General features: G+C 70.4%; 15 protein-coding genes and 1 other RNA gene. 9 read left to right on the plus strand and 7 right to left on the minus strand.

The window, feature by feature from the left end:
• Positions 1-12: 12 nt before the first annotated feature.
• From P1K89_RS10865 to gyrA, 6 genes are read right to left on the minus strand one after another with little or no spacing between them, the layout of a single operon-like run.
• Positions 13-2,019, minus strand: coding sequence for a bifunctional 3-phosphoshikimate 1-carboxyvinyltransferase/cytidylate kinase (locus P1K89_RS10865; RefSeq protein ID WP_284616469.1), 2,007 nt, complete (start codon positions 2,017-2,019; stop codon positions 13-15).
• A gap of 55 nt (positions 2,020-2,074) precedes the next feature.
• Positions 2,075-2,962: a prephenate dehydrogenase gene (locus P1K89_RS10870; protein ID WP_284616470.1), complete on the minus strand. Its 888-nt coding sequence runs from the start codon at positions 2,960-2,962 to the stop codon at positions 2,075-2,077.
• A gap of 27 nt (positions 2,963-2,989) precedes the next feature.
• On the minus strand, positions 2,990-4,108 hold the full coding sequence (pheA, locus tag P1K89_RS10875; RefSeq protein WP_284616471.1) for a prephenate dehydratase: 1,119 nt from the start codon (positions 4,106-4,108) through the stop codon (positions 2,990-2,992).
• Positions 4,101-5,204: a 3-phosphoserine/phosphohydroxythreonine transaminase gene (gene serC / locus P1K89_RS10880; protein WP_284616472.1), complete on the minus strand. Its 1,104-nt coding sequence runs from the start codon at positions 5,202-5,204 to the stop codon at positions 4,101-4,103. Before serC ends, pheA begins: the two co-directional genes overlap by 8 nt.
• 22 nt (positions 5,205-5,226) lie before the next feature.
• A complete protein-coding gene (locus P1K89_RS10885; protein ID WP_284616473.1) occupies positions 5,227-5,823 on the minus strand; it encodes a DUF2059 domain-containing protein in 597 nt (198 codons plus the stop codon).
• Positions 5,824-5,834: 11 nt separating this feature from the next.
• The gene (gene gyrA, locus P1K89_RS10890; RefSeq protein WP_284616474.1) at positions 5,835-8,471 is read right to left on the minus strand and encodes a DNA gyrase subunit A; all 2,637 of its coding nucleotides are present in this window, start codon (positions 8,469-8,471) and stop codon (positions 5,835-5,837) included.
• A 276-nt stretch (positions 8,472-8,747) separates the two neighbouring features.
• Between gyrA and ompA the strand changes: the two genes are divergently transcribed.
• The 7 genes from ompA (at position 8,748) to P1K89_RS10925 (ending at position 15,472) form a co-directional block, all read left to right on the plus strand.
• Entirely contained in the window at positions 8,748-9,431 is a 684-nt protein-coding gene (gene ompA / locus P1K89_RS10895; RefSeq protein WP_284616475.1) for an outer membrane protein OmpA, read from the plus strand.
• Between the two features lie 127 nt (positions 9,432-9,558).
• The gene (gene ubiG / locus P1K89_RS10900; RefSeq protein WP_284616476.1) at positions 9,559-10,263 is read left to right on the plus strand and encodes a bifunctional 2-polyprenyl-6-hydroxyphenol methylase/3-demethylubiquinol 3-O-methyltransferase UbiG; all 705 of its coding nucleotides are present in this window, start codon (positions 9,559-9,561) and stop codon (positions 10,261-10,263) included.
• Between the two features lie 67 nt (positions 10,264-10,330).
• Positions 10,331-11,008 carry a phosphoglycolate phosphatase gene (gph, locus tag P1K89_RS10905; protein WP_284616477.1) on the plus strand — a complete coding sequence of 226 codons (678 nt, stop codon included), beginning with the start codon at positions 10,331-10,333 and terminating at the stop codon, positions 11,006-11,008.
• A 14-nt stretch (positions 11,009-11,022) separates the two neighbouring features.
• Positions 11,023-11,399: a transfer-messenger RNA gene (ssrA, locus tag P1K89_RS10910) on the plus strand.
• 129 nt (positions 11,400-11,528) lie between these two features.
• Complete coding sequence (locus tag P1K89_RS10915; protein ID WP_284616478.1) at positions 11,529-13,370, plus strand: GspE/PulE family protein; 1,842 nt, start codon at positions 11,529-11,531, stop codon at positions 13,368-13,370.
• A 118-nt stretch (positions 13,371-13,488) separates the two neighbouring features.
• The gene (locus P1K89_RS10920; RefSeq protein ID WP_284616479.1) at positions 13,489-13,953 is read left to right on the plus strand and encodes a tripartite tricarboxylate transporter TctB family protein; all 465 of its coding nucleotides are present in this window, start codon (positions 13,489-13,491) and stop codon (positions 13,951-13,953) included.
• A 10-nt stretch (positions 13,954-13,963) separates the two neighbouring features.
• On the plus strand, positions 13,964-15,472 hold the full coding sequence (locus P1K89_RS10925; protein ID WP_284616480.1) for a tripartite tricarboxylate transporter permease: 1,509 nt from the start codon (positions 13,964-13,966) through the stop codon (positions 15,470-15,472).
• A gap of 119 nt (positions 15,473-15,591) precedes the next feature.
• Here the strand turns inward: P1K89_RS10925 and P1K89_RS10930 are convergent, their stop codons facing one another.
• The gene (locus P1K89_RS10930) at positions 15,592-17,904 is read right to left on the minus strand and encodes a response regulator (protein WP_284616481.1); all 2,313 of its coding nucleotides are present in this window, start codon (positions 17,902-17,904) and stop codon (positions 15,592-15,594) included.
• Between the two features lie 200 nt (positions 17,905-18,104).
• Here P1K89_RS10930 and P1K89_RS10935 point away from each other — a divergent pair, with 200 nt between their 5' ends.
• Complete coding sequence (locus P1K89_RS10935) at positions 18,105-19,016, plus strand: DMT family transporter (RefSeq protein WP_284616482.1); 912 nt, start codon at positions 18,105-18,107, stop codon at positions 19,014-19,016.
• 30 nt (positions 19,017-19,046) lie between these two features.
• Positions 19,047-19,835: an SDR family oxidoreductase gene (locus tag P1K89_RS10940; protein ID WP_284616483.1), complete on the plus strand. Its 789-nt coding sequence runs from the start codon at positions 19,047-19,049 to the stop codon at positions 19,833-19,835.
• Positions 19,836-19,852: the final 17 nt, after the last annotated feature.

Genomic DNA, 19,852 nt, shown 5'->3' on the forward strand with positions numbered 1-19,852 from the left:
TCCGATTCCCGTTCAGCCGAACGGGTTGCGCTGGTTCCACCATCCGAGCACCTGGTCGACCGATTGGTCGATCGAGAGGCCCGAGTTGTCGAGCAAAAGCGCATGTTCCGCAGCCTTCAACGGGGCCACGACACGGTTTCTGTCCCGCTCATCGCGTGCCTCGAGGTCGGCCCGAAGGTCGGCGATGCTAGCCGAAATTCCCTTAGAAATCAATTGCTTATGCCGGCGTTCCGCGCGTTGCGCGGGGCTGGCCGTGAGGAAGACCTTCAGCGGCGCGTCCGGAAAGATCACCGTGCCCATGTCGCGGCCGTCGGCGACCAGCCCCGGCAGCTGGCGGAAGGACAGCTGCAGCGCGTTCAGCGCCGCGCGCACCGCCGGCAGCGCGGCGATCTTCGAGGCCATCGCGCCGACGGCTTCGTAACGCAGCTCGGTGGCCACGTCCTCGTCGCCGTTCAGCAGCACGCGCTCACCGTCGAAGCGCAGCTGCAGGTGGCGGGCGACGCGCGCCAGCGCGGCCTCGTCGTCCGCCGCGACGCCCTGGCGCTGCGCGGCGAGCGCCGTGGCGCGGTACAGCATGCCCGAGTCGAGCTGGTGCCAGCCCAGGCGCGCGGCGACGCTGGCCGCCAGCGTGCCCTTGCCGGAGGCGGTCGGGCCGTCGATGGTGATCACCGGGATCGCTTCGGGTTCGGTGCGGGCGATCGAGAACAGCGTCTCGAAGTAGTCCGGGAAGGTCTTCGCGACGCACTTCGGGTCGAGGATGCGCACCGGCAGCCGCGCCGGGTTGAAGGCCGCCAGCGACAGGCACATCGCGATGCGGTGGTCGTCGTAGGTGTGGATCGATCCCGTCGTCCAGCGCTCGGGCGGCGTCACCGCGATCCAGTCCGGGCCTTCGTCGACCGTCGCGCCCATCTTGCGCAGCTCGGCGGCCATCGCGGCGATGCGGTCGGTCTCCTTGACGCGCCAGCTGGCGATGTTGGTCAGCCGCGTCGTGCCGTCGGCGTACAGCGCCATCACCGCCAGCGTCATCGCGGCGTCGGGGATGTGGTTGCAGTCGAGCGTGATCGCCTTCAGCGGCCAGGCGCCGCGGCGCACCTCCAGGTGCCCGGGGCCGCCCTCGACCAGCGCTCCCATCGCGCGCGCCGCGTCGACGAAGCGGATGTCGCCCTGGATCGAATCGAGGCCGACGCCGTCGATGCGCACCGCGCCGTGCATGCCGGCGATCGCGCCCAGCGCGACGAAGTACGAGGCCGACGACGCGTCGGCCTCGACATGCAGCTCGCCCGGCGAGCGGTAGCGGCTGCCCTGCGGGATCGTGAAGGACGCGTAGCCGTCGCGGTGCACCGCGATGCCGAAGCGCGTCAGCAGGTTCAGCGTGATGTCGACGTAGGGCTTGCTGATCAGCTCGCCGTCGACCGCGATGGTCACCGGGCCGGCGTCGCTGGCCAGCGGCAGCGCCAGCAGCAGCGCGGTGAGGAACTGGCTGGAGACGTCGCCGCGCACGTGGATCGGGGCCTGCGTCCGGAGCTGGCCGCCGGCCTCGCCGGCCAGCCGCAGCGGCGGGTAGCCGTCCTGGCCGAGGCAGGTGATGGCGCAGCCGAGCTGGCGCAGTGCATCGACGAGGTCGCCGATCGGCCGCTCGTGCATGCGCGGCACGCCGGAGAGCTCGAACGAGCCGCCCTGCAGCGCGGCCAGCACCGCCAGCGCCGCGGCGAGCGGCCGCATCGCGGTGCCGGCATTGCCGAGGAAGAGCGACGCCTCATGCACGGCCAGCCGGCCGCCGAGACCCTCGACGGTCACGCTGCCGCCCGCTTCGTGCGTGATGCCGCAGCCCAGCGCACGCAGCGCGGCGAGCATCACGCGGGTGTCGTCCGACTCCAGCAGGTCGTGCAGCCGCGTCGATCCTTCGCTCAGTCCCGCCAGCAGCAGCAGGCGGTTCGAGATGCTCTTCGATCCGGGCAGGCGCACGCGGCCGCTGGCCTCGCGCAGCGGCGGCAGGTCGAGGTGGGGAAGGTCGTACATGGCGCGTCGGGGATCGAGGAGCCGGCCGCGAGCGGCCGGCGCGGAAAGGGAAGGGCTACTTGCCGGACGAGCCGCCGCGGCCGCCGCCGATCTGCCAGCCGCTGCGGCCGTCGGCGGCGCCGCGGATCAGGTCCTCGAGCGCCTGCGGATTGCCGGCCTTGATGACATGCTCGATCGCATCGAGCGAATGGCGGAAGCGCTGCGTCTGCTTCAGCACTTCCTCGCGGTTGGCGAGCAGGATGTCGCGCCAGACCGCGGGGTCGCTGGCGGCGATGCGGGTGAAGTCGCGGAAGCCGGGGCCGGCCAGCGACAGGAAGTCGCGGCCGGCGGGCTGGTTGATGATCGCCGAGAAGTACGCGAAGGCCAGCAGGTGCGGCAGGTGGCTCACCGCCGCGAAGGCCGCGTCGTGGTTCTCGGCCGACATCTTCAGCACCTGCGAGCCGATCTTCGACCAGACGTCGGTGGCCTTCTGCACCAGCACCGGATCGGTCTGGGGCAGCGGCGTCAGGATGACCTGGCGGCCGCTGTACAGCGCCGCGTCCGCATGCGTCACGCCGGCGCTTTCCTTGCCGGCGATCGGATGCGCCGGCACGAAGGAGCCGATGCGTTCCTTCAGCACGCGGCGCGCGGTGTCGACGACGTCGCGCTTGGTCGAGCCGACATCCATGAACAGCACGCCCGGCTCGACGAGGTGGCGGATGGCCTTGAAGGTGGCCTCGGTGGCCGCCACCGGCACCGCCAGCAGCACGATGTCGGAGCCGGCCACCGCGAGCAGCGCGGATTCGGCCGCGTCGTCGATCACGCCCAGGCGCTTCGCGAGCTCGGTGGTCGATGGCGACTTGCTGTAGCCGATCACGCGGCGCACCAGCCCCGCGCGCTTGAGCGCAAGCGCGAACGAGCCGCCCATCAGGCCGCATCCGATGACGCCGAGCTGGTTGAACATCGCCGATTCGTTCTTTCGCTTCTGTCGTCAGTGCACGTCGATCGGGTAGGTGCCCAGCACCTTGAAGAAGGCGCAGGCCTCGCGCAGGGCCCGCAACGCGGTGCCGACGCGCGCATCGTCAGGATGGCCCTCGATGTCGATGTAGAAGTAGTACTCCCACTGGCCCGAGCGCGCGGGGCGGGATTCGAAGCGCGTCATCGACACGCCATGCGCCTTCAGCGGCACCAGCATGTCATGCACCGCGCCGGGCTTGTTGTCGACCGAGACGATCAGGCTGGTGCAGTCGTGGCCGGAGGGCTTCGGCGCCGGGTGGCGGTCCGGGTGCGTGATGATCGCGAAGCGGGTGCGGTTGTGCGCGTCGTCCTGGATGGCCGGGGCGACGATGTGCAGGCCGAACTCGGTGGCCGCGCGCGGGCTGGCGATGGCCGCCAGCGAGGGATCGAGCGACGCCAGGCGCGCGCCTTCGGCATTGCTCGACGCCGGGCGACGCTCGACGTCGGGCAGGTGGTGGCTCAGCCAGTCGTGGCACTGCGCCAGCGCCTGCGGATGCGCGCAGACGGTGCGGATGCCCTCGAGCGCGTTCTGCTTGCGCAGCAGGTTGTGGCGCACGATCAGGCTGGTCTCGCCGATGATGAACAGCGGCGTCGTCAGGAACAGGTCGAGCGAGCGTGCGACCACGCCTTCGGTCGAGTTCTCGACCGGCACGACACCGAAGTCGGCGGCGCCGGCGGTGGTGGCGCGGAAGACCTCGTCGAAGCTCGCGCAAGGCACGCGCACGATCGAGCTGCCGAAGAAGCCGAGCGCGGCCTCTTCGCTGAACGTGCCGGCGGGGCCGAGGTAGGCGACGCGCGTCGGCGTCTCGAGCGCGCGGCAGGCCGACATGACCTCGCGCCAGATCGGCGCGACGCTCTCGTTCTGCAGCGGACCCGGGTTGACCGCCTTCAGGCCGTCGATGACCTGGGCCTCGCGCTCGGGCCGGAAGACGACCGAGCCTTCGCGGCGCTTGATCTCGCCGACTTCCAGCGCGAGCTGCGCGCGCCGGTTCAGCAGCGCCAGCAGATCGCGGTCGACCGCGTCGATGCGCTCGCGCAGTGCGAGCAGCTCGGGCTGCACCGGCGCGGGCGGGGAGGCAGGGGTGTCAGCCATGGCGGCGGGCAAAGTCATTCAGGTGGTCGACCAGCGCCTGCACGCCTTCGAGCGGCATCGCGTTGTAGATCGACGCGCGCATGCCGCCGACACTCTTGTGGCCCTTCAGCTGCAGCAGGCCGCGGTCCTTCGCGGCGGCGAGGAAGGCCTCGTTGAGCGACTCGTCGCGCAGGAAGAACGGCACGTTCATGCGCGAGCGTGCGTTCTTCGCGACGCGGCAGTCGTAGAAGCCGTCGGAACCGTCGAGCGCCGCATACAGCAGGCGCGCCTTCTCGATGTTGCGGGCCTCGAGCGCGCTGACACCGCCCTGCGCCGCGATCCACTCGAACACCAGCCCGGCGATGTAGATCGCGTAGGTCGGCGGCGTGTTGAACATCGAGCGGTTGTCGGCGACGGTCTTGTAGTCGAAGGCCGACGGGCAGGCCGCGAGCGCATGGCCCAGCAGGTCCTCGCGCACGATGACCACGGTGACACCGGCCGCGCCGATGTTCTTCTGCGCGCCGGCGAAGGCGAGGCCGACCTTGGACCAGTCGATCGAACGCGACAGGATGTGCGACGAGCAGTCCATCACCAGCGGCGCATCGCTGCCCAGCGCCTTCAGGTCCGGCAGCGTGTTGAACTCGATGCCGTGGATGGTCTCGTTGGTGCAGACGTGCACGTAGCTCGCGCCGCGCCGCAGCTGCCAGGTGGCCGGGTCAGGGAGCGTCGTGTGGCCGTCGGCCTCGTTGCTCGCGGCGACCTGCACGTCGGCATAACGCCGGGCTTCCTTGGCCGACTTCTGCGACCACGCACCGGTGACCACCACGTCGACCGCACCGCCGCGCGACAGGTTCAGCGGCACGATCGCGTTCTCGGCCAGGCCGCCGCCCTGCATGAACAGGATGCGGAACTGCGCCGGCACCGCGAGCAGCGTGCGCAGGTCGCTCTCGGCCTTCTCGGCGATCGAGACGAACTCGGGGCCGCGATGGCTCATCTCCATCACGCCCATGCCGCTGCCGTGCCAGTCGAGCATCTCCTCGGCGGCACGGCGCAACACCGACTCGGGCAGCGTGGCCGGGCCGGGAGCGAAGTTGAACGGGCGTCGGGTCGTGCTCATCGCGTGGAGGTCGGAAGCCGCATCACTTCTTCGCTGCCGCCGGCTTCGACGCCGGCGCCGACGCACTGCGCGCCGCGGTCGGCACGCCGGCTTCGGTCAAGCGCCGGGCGATCGTCTGGTCGAGGGCCTTCAGCTTGGTCTCCAGCGTCGGGCGCGTCTCGGCGACGAGCTTCTGCTGCAGCTGCCGCTGCATCTCGCCGGCGAACTCCTGGAACTTGCGGTTCACCGGCGACTCGAGCCAGGTGATCAGGATCTTCAGCTCGTCCTCGCTGAACTTCTCCTCGAGCGCGCTGCCGATCAGCGTCGGCCCCAGCTTGACGGCCTGCTCGCGCACCACCGGCGCGGTCTCGTCGTAGAACTTGCGCACGTCGGCCTTGATGTCGACGCCGAGGGCCTCGCGCTTGTCGGGCGCCGCGCGCGACGCCGCCTGCGCGGCGGCCTGCAGCACCCGGTTGCCGACCTGGCCGACGAGCGCATTGCCCATCGCCTCCAGGCTCTGCTTCTGCAGCGCCAGCACCTTCTGCACCAGCTCCTTCTTGGCCGGCGAGACGGCGCCGCCTTGTGCGGCGCAAACGCCCGCGGTGGCGGCCAGGACGGCGGCCGCGATCCAACGCTTCATGGTCATGGGTCTCAAGGGGTCGGAGGAGTGGAATCGGCGTCGACGTCGGCATCGCCGGCGCCGTCGGCGGCATCGTTCTCGACGATGCGCTGCAGGCCCGACAGCTGCGAACCGTCGTCGAGCGCGATCAGCGTGACGCCCTGCGTCGCGCGGCCGAGCTCGCGGATCTCGGAGACACGCGTGCGCACCAGCACGCCGCGGTCGGTGATCAGCATGATCTCGTCGGTCGGCCGCACCAGCGTCGCGGCGACGACCTTGCCGTTGCGCTCGCTCTGCTGGATGGCGATCATGCCCTTGGTGCCGCGGCCGTGGCGCGTGTACTCGACGATCGAGGTGCGCTTGCCGTAGCCGTTCTCGGTGGCCGTCAGCACGCTCTGCGTCTCGTCTTCGGCGACCAGCATCGCGATCACGCGCTGGCCGTCCTCGAGCATCATGCCGCGCACGCCGCGGGCCTGGCGGCCCATCGGGCGCACGTCGTCCTCGTCGAAGCGCACCGCCTTGCCGCCGTCGCTGAACAGCATCACGTCGTGCTTGCCATCGGTCAGCGCGGCGCCGATCAGGTGGTCGCCCGGGTCGAGGTCGACGGCGATGATGCCGGCCTTGCGCGGGTTGCTGAACTCGTCGAGCGAGGTCTTCTTCACCGTGCCGAGCGCGGTGCCCATGAAGATGTAGTGGTCCGCCGGGAAGCTGCGGAACTCGCCGGTCAGCGGCAGCACGACTGTGATCTTCTCGTCCGCCTGCAGCGGGAACATGTTGACGATCGGCTTGCCGCGCGAGTTGCGCGAGCCCTGCGGCACTTCCCAGACCTTCAGCCAGTAGACGCGGCCGCGGTTGCTGAAGCACAGGATCCAGTCGTGCGTATTGGCGATGAAGAGCTGGTCGATCCAGTCGTCTTCCTTGGTCTGCGTCGCCTGCTTGCCGCGGCCGCCGCGGCGCTGCGCGCGGTACTCGGCCAGCGGCTGGCTCTTGATGTATCCGGTGTGGCTGAGCGTGACGACCATGTCGGTCGGCGTGATCAGGTCCTCGGTGCCGAGCTCCTGCACGTTGTGCTCGATCACGCTGCGGCGCGCGGCGAGCTTCGTCGTGCCGAACTCGGCCTTCAGCGCGGTCAGCTCGTCGGCGATGATCGTCGTCACGCGTTCGGGCTTGGCGAGGATGTCGAGCAGGTCGGAGATCTGCGCCATGACCTCCTTGTACTCGCCGATGATCTTGTCCTGCTCCAGGCCGGTCAGGCGCTGCAGGCGCATCTGCAGGATCTCGCCGGCCTGGTCGTCGGACAGGCGGTACAGGCCATCGGCCTGCAGGCCGTACTGCGTCGGCAGGCCCTCGGGGCGGTAGGCGGCGCGGCCGCCGGCGGTGTCCGCCTCGGCGCGGGCCAGCATCTCGCGCACCAGCGACGAGTCCCAGCCCTTGTTCATCAGCGCGGCCTTGGCCACCGGCGGCGTCGGCGAGTTCTTGATGATGGCGATGAACTCGTCGATGTTGGCCAGCGCGACCGCCAGGCCCTCGAGCACGTGGCCGCGTTCGCGCGCCTTGCGCAGCTCGAACACGGTGCGCCGCGTGACGACCTCGCGCCGGTGCTCCAGGAAGATGTCCAGCAGCTGCTTCAGGTTGCACAGCTTCGGCTGGCCGTCGATCAGCGCGACCATGTTGATGCCGAAGGTGTCCTGCAGCTGCGTCTGCTTGTACAGGTTGTTCAGCACCACCTCGGGCACTTCGCCGCGCTTGAGCTCGATGACGACGCGCATGCCCGACTTGTCGGACTCGTCCTGGATGTGGCTGATGCCCTCGATCTTCTTCTCGTGCACCAGCTCGGCGATGCGCTCGAGCAGCGTCTTCTTGTTGACCTGGTAGGGGATCTCGTCGACGATGATCGCCTGGCGCTGGCCGCGGTCGATGTCCTCGAAGTGGCACTTCGCCCGCATGATCACCTTGCCGCGGCCGGTGCGGTAACCCTCGCGCACGCCGTTGAGGCCGTAGATGATGCCCGCGGTCGGGAAGTCCGGCGCCGGGATGATCTCCATCACCTCCTCGAGCGTCGCCTGCGGGGCTTTCAGCAGGTGCAGGCAGGCGTCGACCACCTCGTTGAGGTTGTGCGGCGGGATGTTGGTGGCCATGCCCACCGCGATGCCGGCCGCGCCGTTGACCAGCAGGTTCGGCAGCCGCGTCGGCAGCACCGTGGGCTCCTTCTCGGAGCCGTCGTAGTTGGGCGCGAAGTCGACGGTGTCCTTGTCGATGTCGGCCAGCATCTCGTGGGCGATCTTCGACAGGCGGATCTCGGTGTAGCGCATCGCCGCGGCGTTGTCGCCGTCGACCGAGCCGAAGTTGCCCTGGCCGTCGACGAGCATGTGGCGCAGGCTGAAGTCCTGCGCCATGCGCACGATGGTGTCGTAGACCGCGGTGTCGCCGTGCGGGTGGTACTTGCCGATGACGTCGCCGACGATGCGCGCGGATTTCTTGTACGGGCGGTTCCAGTCGTTGTTCAGCTCGTGCATCGCGAAGAGCACGCGGCGATGCACCGGCTTCAGGCCGTCGCGCGCGTCGGGCAGTGCACGCCCGACGATCACGCTCATCGCATAGTCGAGGTACGAGCGCCGCATCTCCTCTTCGAGGCTGACGGCGAGGGTTTCCTTGGCGAACTGGGTCATCGAGGGGTTGGCGCGGAGGCCGAGGCGAGGGCGGCCGCGGCGGAACGGCCCGTGCGGCAATCGGTGATTCTATGCGGCGCCCAACGCTGTCGCGGCCGAGCAACATCGCGGCGGAGCGGCCGGGCCGGCGGCGGCCAAAACAGGCCTTGCGCGAAATCCTGCTGGCACAATGACTCGTCGGTGGTGAAGGCTCGCCAAAACAGGTCTTTGCCAGCTTTTCTTGCTTCCGATTTGGACGTTTCGCAGGCTACTGCGGCTTTCCTCGAGAGGAGAATCATGAAGAAACTGAACAAGGTGGCGGTGCTCTTCGCCTCGGCCGCTCTGGCCGTGCCGATGGTCGCTTTCGCGCAGGCCAAGTCGATCGACAACTGGCGCGCGGCCGACAACGCCACCGTCTGGCGCAATGGCGACGGCACGCTGTGCTGGCGCAATGCGAACTGGACGCCGGCGACCGCCGCGCCGGGTTGCGACGGCGAGATCAAGCCGCCGCCGGCTCCGGTCGCGCCGCCCCCGCCCCCGGCCGCCGCTCCGGCCGCACCCGCTCCGGCCGCGCCGCCGGCCGCCGCGCCCGCTGCGCCGCCCGCCCCGCCGGCCCCGGTCAGCGAGAAGGTCACCTTCGCCGCCGACGCGTTCTTCGACTTCGACAAGTCGGTGCTGAAGCCGGAAGCCAAGGCCAAGCTCGATGACCTGGTCAGCAAGACCCAGGGCATCAACCTCGAGGTCATCATCGCCGTCGGCCACACCGACTCGATCGGCTCGGACGCCTACAACCAGAAGCTCTCCGTGAAGCGCTCGGAAGCCGTCAAGGAGTACCTGGTCAGCAAGGGCGTCGAGAAGAACCGGGTCTACACCGAAGGCAAGGGCGAGAAGCAGCCGGTCGCCGACAACAAGACCGACGAAGGCCGCGCGAAGAACCGCCGCACCGAGATCGAGGTCGTCGGTACGCGCACGCGCAAGTAAGCGCCTGTAGCCGCTCCCGGGTCCGCATCGCGCGGACCCGATCTGCGAACCCCGCCTCGGCGGGGTTTTTCTTTTCCTGACCGGGATCGTGAAGCAGTGCTTCGCGCACCGTTACGATGGCGTCCTCATGACGATCAACGCCGATCCCCAGGAGCTCGCGAAGTTCGGCGAGCTGGCCCACCGCTGGTGGGACCCGCAGGGCGAGTTCCGCCCGCTGCACCAGATCAACCCGTTGCGCCTGGACTGGATCGACGGGCTCGCGAAGCTCAAGGGCCGGCGCGTCGTCGACATCGGCTGCGGCGGGGGCATCCTGGCCGAGTCGATGGCCGCGCGTGGCGCGTCGGTGCTGGGCATCGACCTGTCGGTGAAGCCGCTGCGCGTCGCGCAGCTGCACGCGATGGAAGCGGGCGTCGAGAACCTCGACTACCGCGAGGTCGCGGCCGAGGCGCTGGCCGCTGAAGCGCCCGCCGGCTTCGACGTGGTCACCTGCATGGAAATGCTCGAGCACGTGCCGACGCCGGCCTCGGTGGTGCAGGCCTGCGCCGCGCTGGTCAAGCCCGGCGGCTGGGTCTTCTTCTCGACGATCAACCGCAACGCCAAGGCCTTCGCCTTCGCGATCGTCGGCGCCGAGCACCTGCTGAAGATGCTGCCCAAGGGCACGCACGAGTACGCGCGCTTCATCCGCCCGAGCGAGCTGGCCGGCTGGGCGCGCGAGGCCGGTCTGGTGGTCGATCAGCTCAAGGGCATGGAATACAACCCGCTGACGCAGCGCTACTGGCTCAGCGCCGACACCTCGGTGAACTACCTCGTGGCCTGCCGGCGCCCGTCATGAGCCCGCACGGCCGCCCGAAGGGCGAATTCCCCCTCGGGGGGACGGCGCGCAGCGCCAAGTGGGTCTCATGACCGACGCCGTGTCCCTGCGCTGCGAGGCGGTGCTGTTCGACCTCGACGGCACGCTGGTCGACAGCGCGCCAGACCTCGCCGGCGCCGCCAACGACCTGCGTGCCGAGCACGGCCTGCCGCCGCTGCCGTACGAAGCCCTGCGGCCGATGGTCGGCAGCGGTGCGCGCGGCATGGTCGGCGCGGCCTTCGGCGTGGCGCCGGGCGATGACCGTTTCGAGGGCCTGCGTGATGCCTTCCTCGCCCGCTACGAGCAGGGCCTGCTCAAGCGCACGCAGGTCTTTTCGGCGATGGCGCCCGTGCTCGCGGCGCTGGAGGCCAGCGGCCGGCGCTGGGGCATCGTGACCAACAAGGCGATGCGCTTCACCGCGCCGCTGGTCGAAGGCCTCGGGCTGCACCGGCGCGCGGCGGTGCTGATCGCCGGTGACACGACGCCGCACGCCAAGCCGCATCCCGCGCCGTTGCTGGAGGCCGCACGCCGGCTGGACCTCGATCCGTCGGCCTGCATCTACGTCGGCGACGACCTGCGCGACATGCAGGCCGGCCGCGCCGCGGGCATGCCGACGCTGGCCGCCGCCTGGGGTTACCTGGGCGCGAGCGAGCCGATCGAGCGCTGGGGCGCCGATGCGATCCTCGAAGAACCCCCTGCGCTCTTGAAATGGCCGGGTCTGGCCTAAACTACCGCTTCGCTGGGGCCGACCTGGCTTCGACGTGGGTACAGAGTCGGTTCAGGGCATGCCGAGCGCCAGTGAGCTCGTAAATCCAACTGGAAACAAAGTAACTGCGAACGATACTTCGTACGCCCTCGCCGCTTAACACCGGTGAGCCTCGCAACGGTTGGCCGATGGGCCGGGGCTGAGATCCGCAAGGGTCGACGCCTGCGAGGTTATTCACATTGGCTGGTGCCGTCCCGCGTCATTCGGGACGGAGCGAGACTCAAGTGACTGGCGGGTCCGGTAGCGTGCTGCTGCGCGACCGGGACCGCGAGACTCAAATCAGACAGCTACGCATGTAGAACTGGCCGATGACGGCTTGCGGACGCGGGTTCGATTCCCGCCGGCTCCACCAAGACCACAGCGAAGGCCCGCCGGACGGCGGGCCTTTTTTTTGTCGCTTGGCCGCGTCTTTCGTGAGATAGGAGACGGCTGGCGGGGCCCTCGGCAGGCGCGCGCCGGGCCAGGGCTAAGATGGGGCCCGATGACCGCCACCCATGCGCCGCGTCCTCGACCTCCCGCTGCCGCTTCGGCGCCGGCTTCGCCGTCTCCGCCCGCCGCGCCGCGCGGCCGGCTCGACTGGCGCCAGCTGCTGGACTGGCTGCGCGAGGACGGCTGGGTGCAGCCGGCCGATGCCGAGCGCGTGGGCAAGCGCTTCGGCGCCGGCGACTCGAGCCTGCCGGCGCTGGTGCGGCTGGGCCGGGCCGGCCTGCAACGCGGGAACAGGGCGCTCGACACCGAAGCGCTGACCGAGTGGCTGGCCGGCCGCGCGAAGCTGCCGTACCTGCGCATCGACCCGCTGAAGGTCGACGTCGGCCGCGTCGCCGACGTGATGAGCGTGCAGTACGCCGAGATGCGCAAGGTGCTGCCGGTCAACGTCAGCGTGACCGAGGTGACCATCGCTACCAGCGAGCCCTTCGATACCGGCTGGGTCGGCGAGATCGAATCGCATGCGCGCCGGCGGGTGAAGCTGGTGGTCGCGAACCCCGATGACATCGCGCGTTATACGACCGAGTTCTACGCGCTGGCGAAGTCGGTGCGCCATGCGCAGAAGACCGGCGAGGCGTCGGCCACCGCCAGCTTCGAGCAGCTGGTCGAGCTGGGCAAGAGCAACAAGCAGCTCGATGCCAACGACCAGGGCGTGGTGCAGGTCGTCGACTGGCTGTGGCAGTACGCCTTCGACCAGCGCGCGAGCGACCTGCACCTGGAGCCGCGTCGCGAGATGGGCGTGATCCGCTTCCGCATCGACGGCGTGCTGCACACGGTCTACCAGGTGCCGCTGACGGTCATGAACGCGATGATCGCGCGCATCAAGCTGCTCGGCCGCATGGACGTCGTCGAGAAGCGGCGGCCCCTGGACGGGCGCATCAAGACCAAGCGGCCGGACACGCCCGAAGGACCCGGCGGCGAGGTCGAGATGCGCCTGTCGACGCTGCCCACCGCCTTCGGCGAGAAGATGGTGATGCGGGTCTTCGATCCGGAGACGGTGGTCAAGACGGTAGAGGCGCTCGGTTTTTCGTCGCACGACGGCGAGCGCTGGCAGTCGCTGATCGGGCGGGCGCACGGCATCATCCTCGTCACCGGCCCCACCGGCAGCGGCAAGACCACGACGCTCTATTCGACGCTGAAGTCGCTGGCCACCGACCAGGTCAACGTCTGCACCATCGAGGACCCGATCGAGATGATCGAGCCGGCGTTCAACCAGACCCAGGTGCAGGCCGCGCTCGACATGGGCTTCGCCGAAGGACTGCGCGCGCTGATGCGGCAGGACCCCGACATCATCATGGTCGGCGAGATCCGCGACCTGGCCACGGCCGAGATGGCGATCCAGGCCGCGCTGACGGGCCACCTCGTCTTCAGCACCTTGCACACCAACGACGCGGCCTCGGCGATCACCCGGCTGGCGGACCTCGGCGTGCCGACCTACCTGATCACCGCGACGGTGATCGGCGTGCTCGCGCAGCGGCTCGCGCGCACGCTGTGCCCGGCCTGCAAGGCGCGCGACGAAACGCTGACGCGCGACGCGCTTGACGACTTCTCGAAGCCGTGGCGGCTGTCCGGCGGCGTGCGGCCGTACAAGCCGGTGGGCTGCCTCGAATGCCGCAACACCGGCTACCGCGGCCGCGTCGGCCTCTACGAGCTGCTGGTCCTCGGCGATGACGCGCGGCGCGCGATCCATCCGCAGCTCGATGTCGCCGCGCTGCGCAAGGTGGCCGTCAAGGAAGGCATGCGGCCACTGCGCCTGGCCGGCACGATGAAGGTCGCCGAAGGCCTGACCACCATCGACGAAGTGCTGCGCTCGACCCCGGGCTGGAACGAAGCCTGAAGCGCGGCGAACGGGGCCGACGGCTTCGGGCCGCATGCGTGGAAACCACACCGCAGGCCCCGGGACCGCTCCCTAGAATCTTTCGCATCCGGGGGTGGTTCCCGAGGAGACAGTGGTCGTGAAGATCAAGAGCCAGAAAGACTTCTGGTCGGGGTTGATGTTCGTTGCCGTCGGCGTCGGTTTCGCCTGGGGCGCCACGAACTACAGCTTCGGCGCGGCCGCCCGTCCCGGGCCCGGCTATTTCCCGTTCGGCCTCGGCGTGCTGCTGGCCATCCTGGGCGCCTTCATCCTGTTCGAGGCGCTGACCATCGAGACCGACGACGGCGAGCCGATCGGCGCCTGGGCCTGGAAGCCGCTGATCACGATCGTTGTCGCGGTCGTGGTCTTCGGCCTGCTGCTGCCTCGGCTGGGCATGGCGATCTCGCTGCCGATCCTGATCATCATGACGAGCCTCGCGGGCGACGAGTTCCACTGGAAGGACGCGGTGATCAGCGTGCTCGTGCTGACGATCGGCTCGTACCTGATCTTCATCCTCGGCCTGAAGCTGGTGATCCCGCTCTGGCCGACCTTCCTGACCACCTGAGGACGACGCGATGGAACTGCTGCAAAACCTCGCGCTCGGCTTCGGCGTCGCCTTCACGTTCCAGAACCTGCTGTACGCCTTCGGCGGCGCGGTGCTGGGCACGCTGATCGGTGTGCTGCCGGGCCTCGGACCCGTCGCGACGATCGCGATGCTGCTGCCGTCGATCTACGCGCTCGACGCGACGCCGGCGCTGATCATGCTGGCCGGCATCTACTACGGCGCCCAGTACGGCGGCTCGACGACCGCGATCCTGATCAACGTGCCGGGCGAGTCGAGCTCGGTGGTGACGGCGATCGACGGCTACGCGATGGCGCGCGAGGGCCGCGCTGGCGCGGCGCTCGCCGCCGCGGGCCTCGGCTCGTTCTTTGCCGGCTGCGTCGGCACCATCGTCATCGCCGCGTTCGCGCCGCCGCTGACCGAGCTGGCCTTCAAGTTCGGCCCGGCCGAGTACTTCTCGCTGATGGTGCTGGGCCTCGTCGGCGCGGTCGTGCTGGCCTCCGGCTCGCTGATCAAGGCGATCGCGATGATCATCCTCGGCCTGCTGATGGGGCAGATCAACACCGACGTGATCTCCGGCGTGCCGCGCTACAGCTTCGACATCCCCGAACTGACCGACGGCATCGGCTTCGTCGTCATCGCGATGGGCGTGTTCGGCTTCGGCGAGATCGTTGCCAACCTCGGCCGCCCGGCCGAGCACCGCGAGGTCTTCACGAAGGACGTCAAGGGCCTGTGGCCGACGAAGCAGGACTTCAAGGAAGCCTGGCCGGCGGTGCTGCGCGGCACGGCCCTGGGCTCGATCCTCGGCGTGCTGCCGGGCGGCGGGGCGCTGCTGTCGTCCTTCGCGGCCTACACGCTCGAGAAGAAGATCGCCGGACCGAGCGGCCGTTTCGGCAAGGGCGACATCCGCGGTGTCGCGGGCCCCGAGTCGGCCAACAACGCCGGTGCGCAGACCTCGTTCATCCCGATGCTGACGCTGGGCATCCCGCCGAACGCGGTGATGGCGCTGATGGTCGGCGCGATGACGATCAAGGGCATCCAGCCCGGTCCGCAGGTGATGACCAGCAACCCGCAGCTCTTCTGGGGCCTGATCGCGTCGATGTGGATCGGCAACCTGATGCTGGTGGTGCTGAACCTGCCGCTGATCGGCATCTGGATCAAGCTGCTGACGGTGCCCTACCGCTTCCTGTTCCCGGCCATCGTCACCTTCTGCTGCATCGGCACGTACACGCTGAACAACAACAGCTTCGACGTCTACATGACGGCCGTCTTTGCCGTCGTCGGCTACGCGTTCTACAAGCTCGGCTGCGAACCCGCCCCGCTGCTGCTGGGCTTCATCCTCGGGCCGATGATGGAGGAGAACCTGCGCCGCGCGCTGCTGCTGTCGCGTGGCGACTGGATGACCTTCGGGACCAAGCCGCTGTCGGCCGGCCTGCTGCTCGCCGCCGCGGCGCTGATCGCGATCGTGATGCTGCCGTCGATCAAGGCCAAGCGCCAGGAAGCGTTCCAGGACGAGGACTAGCGCCCCAGAGGAGCGGCCACCGAACGGCTGGCCGCTCGTCCGCTGCCATCAAGAAAAGCCGGCCCGCGGGCCGGCTTTTTCTTGTGGCTGCTCCGGCCGCGTCGCGGCCGAGGCGGCGATCAGATCAGCTCGTCGATCGTCGCCGACAGCTTGGCCGCGTCGACGGGCCGGGTCAGGTAGGCCCGCGCGCCTTCGGCGAATGCGGCATCGATGCGCGCCGGGCGCGGATCGTCCGACAGCACGACCACCGGAATCGACCGCGTGCGCTGGTCGGCCTGCAGCTGGCGCAGCACCTGCAGGCCGTCGCCGTCTGCCAGCTCGGCGTCGAGCACGATCAGGTGCGGGGCATCGGCCACCGCCCGCGACAGGGCACTCGCACCGCTCTCGGCCAGCGCCAGCTGCACCTGCGGCCGGTCGGCCAGGGCCTGGTGCACGACCGCCGCGTGCGCGGCATCGCGGTGGATGCACAGGATGCGCTGCGCGGATGTCGGGACGCTGCGCGTCGTCGTGCGCAAGGGCGGCGGCAGCGTCGGCGGGTTGCTGCCCGACAGATCCATCACCTCGCCGAGCACGCGTTCGGCGTGGCGGCGGCGCAGCTGGTCGGACAGGTCGTGCAGCGCGCAGACCGCGGCCGTCGCGCGGCCGTCGGTGTCGCGCAGCACGCGCAGGGTCACCAGCGCCGGCAGCACCCGGCCCGACGGCAGCTTCAGCCGCAGCGTCTGGTGCACCAGCTCGTTGCCGGCCTCGTGCAGCATCGTCGCCAGCGCGTCGCGCTGCGGGCGCGTCGCGTCGCCCAGCAGCTCGTCGATCGGCTTGCGCTTCACGTCGGCCACCGGCAGGCCGACCAGCTCGGCGAAGGCCGCGTTGGCGCGCTGCACGCGGCCGTCGGCTTCGAGCAGCGCGAGACCGGTCTGGGCGGCCTCGAAGGCGCCATCGAGCGCCTGTTCGTCGCGGTGGTGCGCCTGGCGCAGCTGCTCGATCTCGCGCCGCAGCTCGCCGGTGCGGCTGCGCGCGTCGGCCTCGATGCGCTCGACGCGGCCGGTGACCTTCAGCAGCAGCAGTGCGAAGAGCCCGCCGCCGGCCAGCGCCGGCAGCGCGAACAGCCAGACGCCGCCGGGCGTGCGCAGCGGCTGGCTGATGCGCATCGTCCAGCGGCGCCCGCCGAAGTCGAAGCCGGCTTCGCGCGCGAAGCCGCTGCTGTCGGCACCGATCGCGCTCTCGCAGCCGCTGCCGCCGTAGAGGCGGCGGCGTTCGGAGCGCCCGTCGGCATCGACCAGGCACACCCGCAGCGCGTCGGTGCGCGAGGCCAGCAAGGGTGTCATCAGCGCATCGCCGAGCACGGTGGCGAAGACGACGGACCGGGCGCTGGCGCCGGCTTCCAGCGGCAAGGCCTGGTACAGCACGAAGCCCGAACGGTCGTTGCCGATGGACGCCAGCGGCGACGCCTGCACCGCATCGGCGGTGAGCGTGCGCCCCAGGCCGTTGCGGGCGAGCAGGCTCGCCGGCAGGGTGTCGGTGTCCGCGGCGGGCGCGCCGCCGGCGGTCGCGCCCCGGCCGATCAGGTGACGCACCGTCGGTGCGCCGCTGCCGTCGCCACGCGGCGTGTCGAGCCAGCCGAGATGGGCCACGCCCGACATGCGCGCGAGCCAGGGCCGCGCCAGCGCGTCGAAGGCCGGTGCGCTCAGGGCCGGGTTCGCGTTGCGCATCGCGCCGCCCAGCGCCTGCACCGCCAGCGCCGGGGCGTCCAGCAGCGCCTGCGTGCGTGCGAAGACGACATCGGCATCCCGCTCGAAGCGGGCCTGGGCGTGGCCGCGCTCGCGGTTCTCGATGCCGGCGAAAGCCGCCAGCGACAGCGCCACCAGCAGCGCCAGCGGCAGCACGACGGTGCGCCGGCGCGCCTGCCAGCGCTGCTTCTGCGGCGCGAGGAAGGCCAGCAGCACCGGCGTCAGCAGCAGCACGCTGGCGCCGTCGGCGGTGGCGCGCACCAGCGCGACGAACAGCGGCCGCTGCGCCGGCGAGTCGGCCCAGGCGAGGTCCAGCGCCAGCCGCGCGAAGCCGCCGATCAGTCCGCAGGCCAGCGCCGACGCGGCGAGGCGCCGGATCGCGCCGTCGGTTTCCAGTGCGAGGTCATCGGGGCGGCCCGAACGCCGCATCAGCAGGCCGCCGAAGGCCGCCTGCGCCAGCAGCGTCAGCGCGTCGGTGATGCCGACCGCGCCTGGCGCACCGAGCGGCCAGCCGGCGGCGCCGATCGCCGCGCCGGCGGCCAGCGCCGGCAGCGCGCGCCAGCCGATGCAGGCGGTGGCCGCCAGCGCCAGTGCCAGCGCCGGCACGAGCGGCGCGACCATCACGCCGGAGATGTCGTATTGCGGGCTCAGCTGCCAGAGCAGCGGCACCGCCGCCACCAGCAGCAGCGACAGTGCCAGCCGCGCCATCGGGGTCACGGGAATGGTGCCGGACCCGGGCAAGGCGACGGGCGAGGAAGGGGTCGAGTGGATGGAGGAGGGCATGCGCGCGCTTCGGCGACGGCGAGGATTTCGCAGCCTAGCACCGGCATCCCGGCCGACGCATCGGCGCAAGCCCCGCATCGGCGGGGGGTCGAACCCTCCAGCCGGGGGGCGGCGAGAATGAGCCGGTGAGTTCCCCTCCTTCGTCCGCCGCGGCGGCGCCCGTGCAGCTGTGGCCCGGCCTGCCGCTCGCGCTCGGCGGCGCGATCGCGTTTTCCGGCAAGGCCATCATCGTCAAGCTGGCCTACCGCCACGATGTCGACGCGGTCGTGCTGCTGATGTACCGCATGCTGTTCGCGCTGCCGCTGTTCGTGCTGATCGCCTGGTGGGCCGGTCGCGGCCGGCTGCCGCTGGACCGGCGCGACCGCCTGGCGGTGTTCGGCCTCGGCTTCAGCGGCTACTACCTCGCGAGCTACCTCGATTTCGCCGGCCTGCAGTACATCAGCGCGAGCCTCGAGCGGCTGATCCTGTACCTGACGCCGACCTTCGTGCTGCTGCTCGGCTGGTGGCGCCACGGCCGCCGCATCACCGGTCGGCAGGTGCTGGCGATGAGCGTCAGTTATGCCGGCGTCGCGCTGGTCTTCGGCCACGAGCTCGGGCTGCAGCGGCCGCAGATCGCGCTCGGCGCGCTGCTGGTGCTCGGCAGCACGGCCAGCTATGCGCTGTTCCTGCTCTTCAGCGGCGAGGTCGTGCAGCGCCTCGGTGCGCTGCGGCTGACGGGGCTGGCCAGCACCGTCGCCTGCGTGTTGTGCATCGCGCAGTTCCTGCTGCTGCGGCCGCTGGGCGACGCGATCGTGCCGGCGCCGGTCATCGGGCTGTCGCTGCTGAACGCGGTGGCCTGCACCGTGACGCCGGTGCTGCTGACGATGCTGGCGATCGAGCGCCTGGGACCGGCGCTGGCCTCGCAGATCGGCATGGTCGGGCCGGTCAGCACGATCATCATGGGTGTGCTGATCCTCGGCGAACCCTTCACGTCGTGGACCGCCACCGGCACGCTCGGCGTGCTGGCCGGCGTCTGGTTGCTGGCGCGCTGGCGCTGACACGGTTTTCTTCTCTCGAAAGGATGGACGATGGATCTGGGCATCGCAGGCTGCTGGGCGCTGGTGTGCGCCGCGAGCAAGGGCCTCGGCAAGGGCTGCGCGCAGGCGCTGGCGCGCGAGGGCGTGAACCTGGTGGTCACCGCGCGCGGGCCGCAGGCGCTGGAGGCCACCGCGGCCGAACTGCGCGCGATCCATCCGGCGATCGAGGTGCGCACGGTCGCCGGCGACATCACGACGCCCGAGGGCCGTGCCGCGGCGCTGGCCGCCTGCCCGCGCATCGACATCCTGATCAACAACGCCGGCGGCCCGCCACCCGGCGATTTCCGCGAGTGGGACCGCGAGGCCTGGATCCGCGCGCTCGACGCCAACATGCTGACGCCGATCGAGCTGATCAAGGCGACCGTCGATGCGATGGCCGAGCGCGGCTTCGGCCGCATCGTCAACATCACCTCGGGCGCGGTGAAGGCGCCGATCGACACGCTGGGGTTGTCCAACGGCGCCCGCAGCGGGCTGACCGGCTTCGTCGCCGGGCTGGCGCGCCAGCCGCGGCTGGCCGGGCGCAACGTGACGATCAACAACCTGCTGCCCGGCGCCTTCGACACCGACCGCCTGCAGGCCGGCTTCCGCAACGCCGCGGCCAAGAGCGGCCGGCTGCCCGACGAGATCGCCGCGTCGCGCCGCGAGGCGATTCCGGCGCAGCGCTTCGGCAACGCCGACGAGTTCGGCCAGGCCTGCGCGTTCCTGTGCAGCCGCCACGCCGGCTACCTGACCGGGCAGAACCTGCTGATCGACGGCGGCGCGTACCCTGGCACGTTCTGACCGCCGCCCATCGCATC

The organism is Aquabacterium humicola (assembly GCF_030167915.1).
In the GTDB taxonomy this organism is placed as follows: domain Bacteria; phylum Pseudomonadota; class Gammaproteobacteria; order Burkholderiales; family Burkholderiaceae_C; genus Pseudaquabacterium; species Pseudaquabacterium humicola.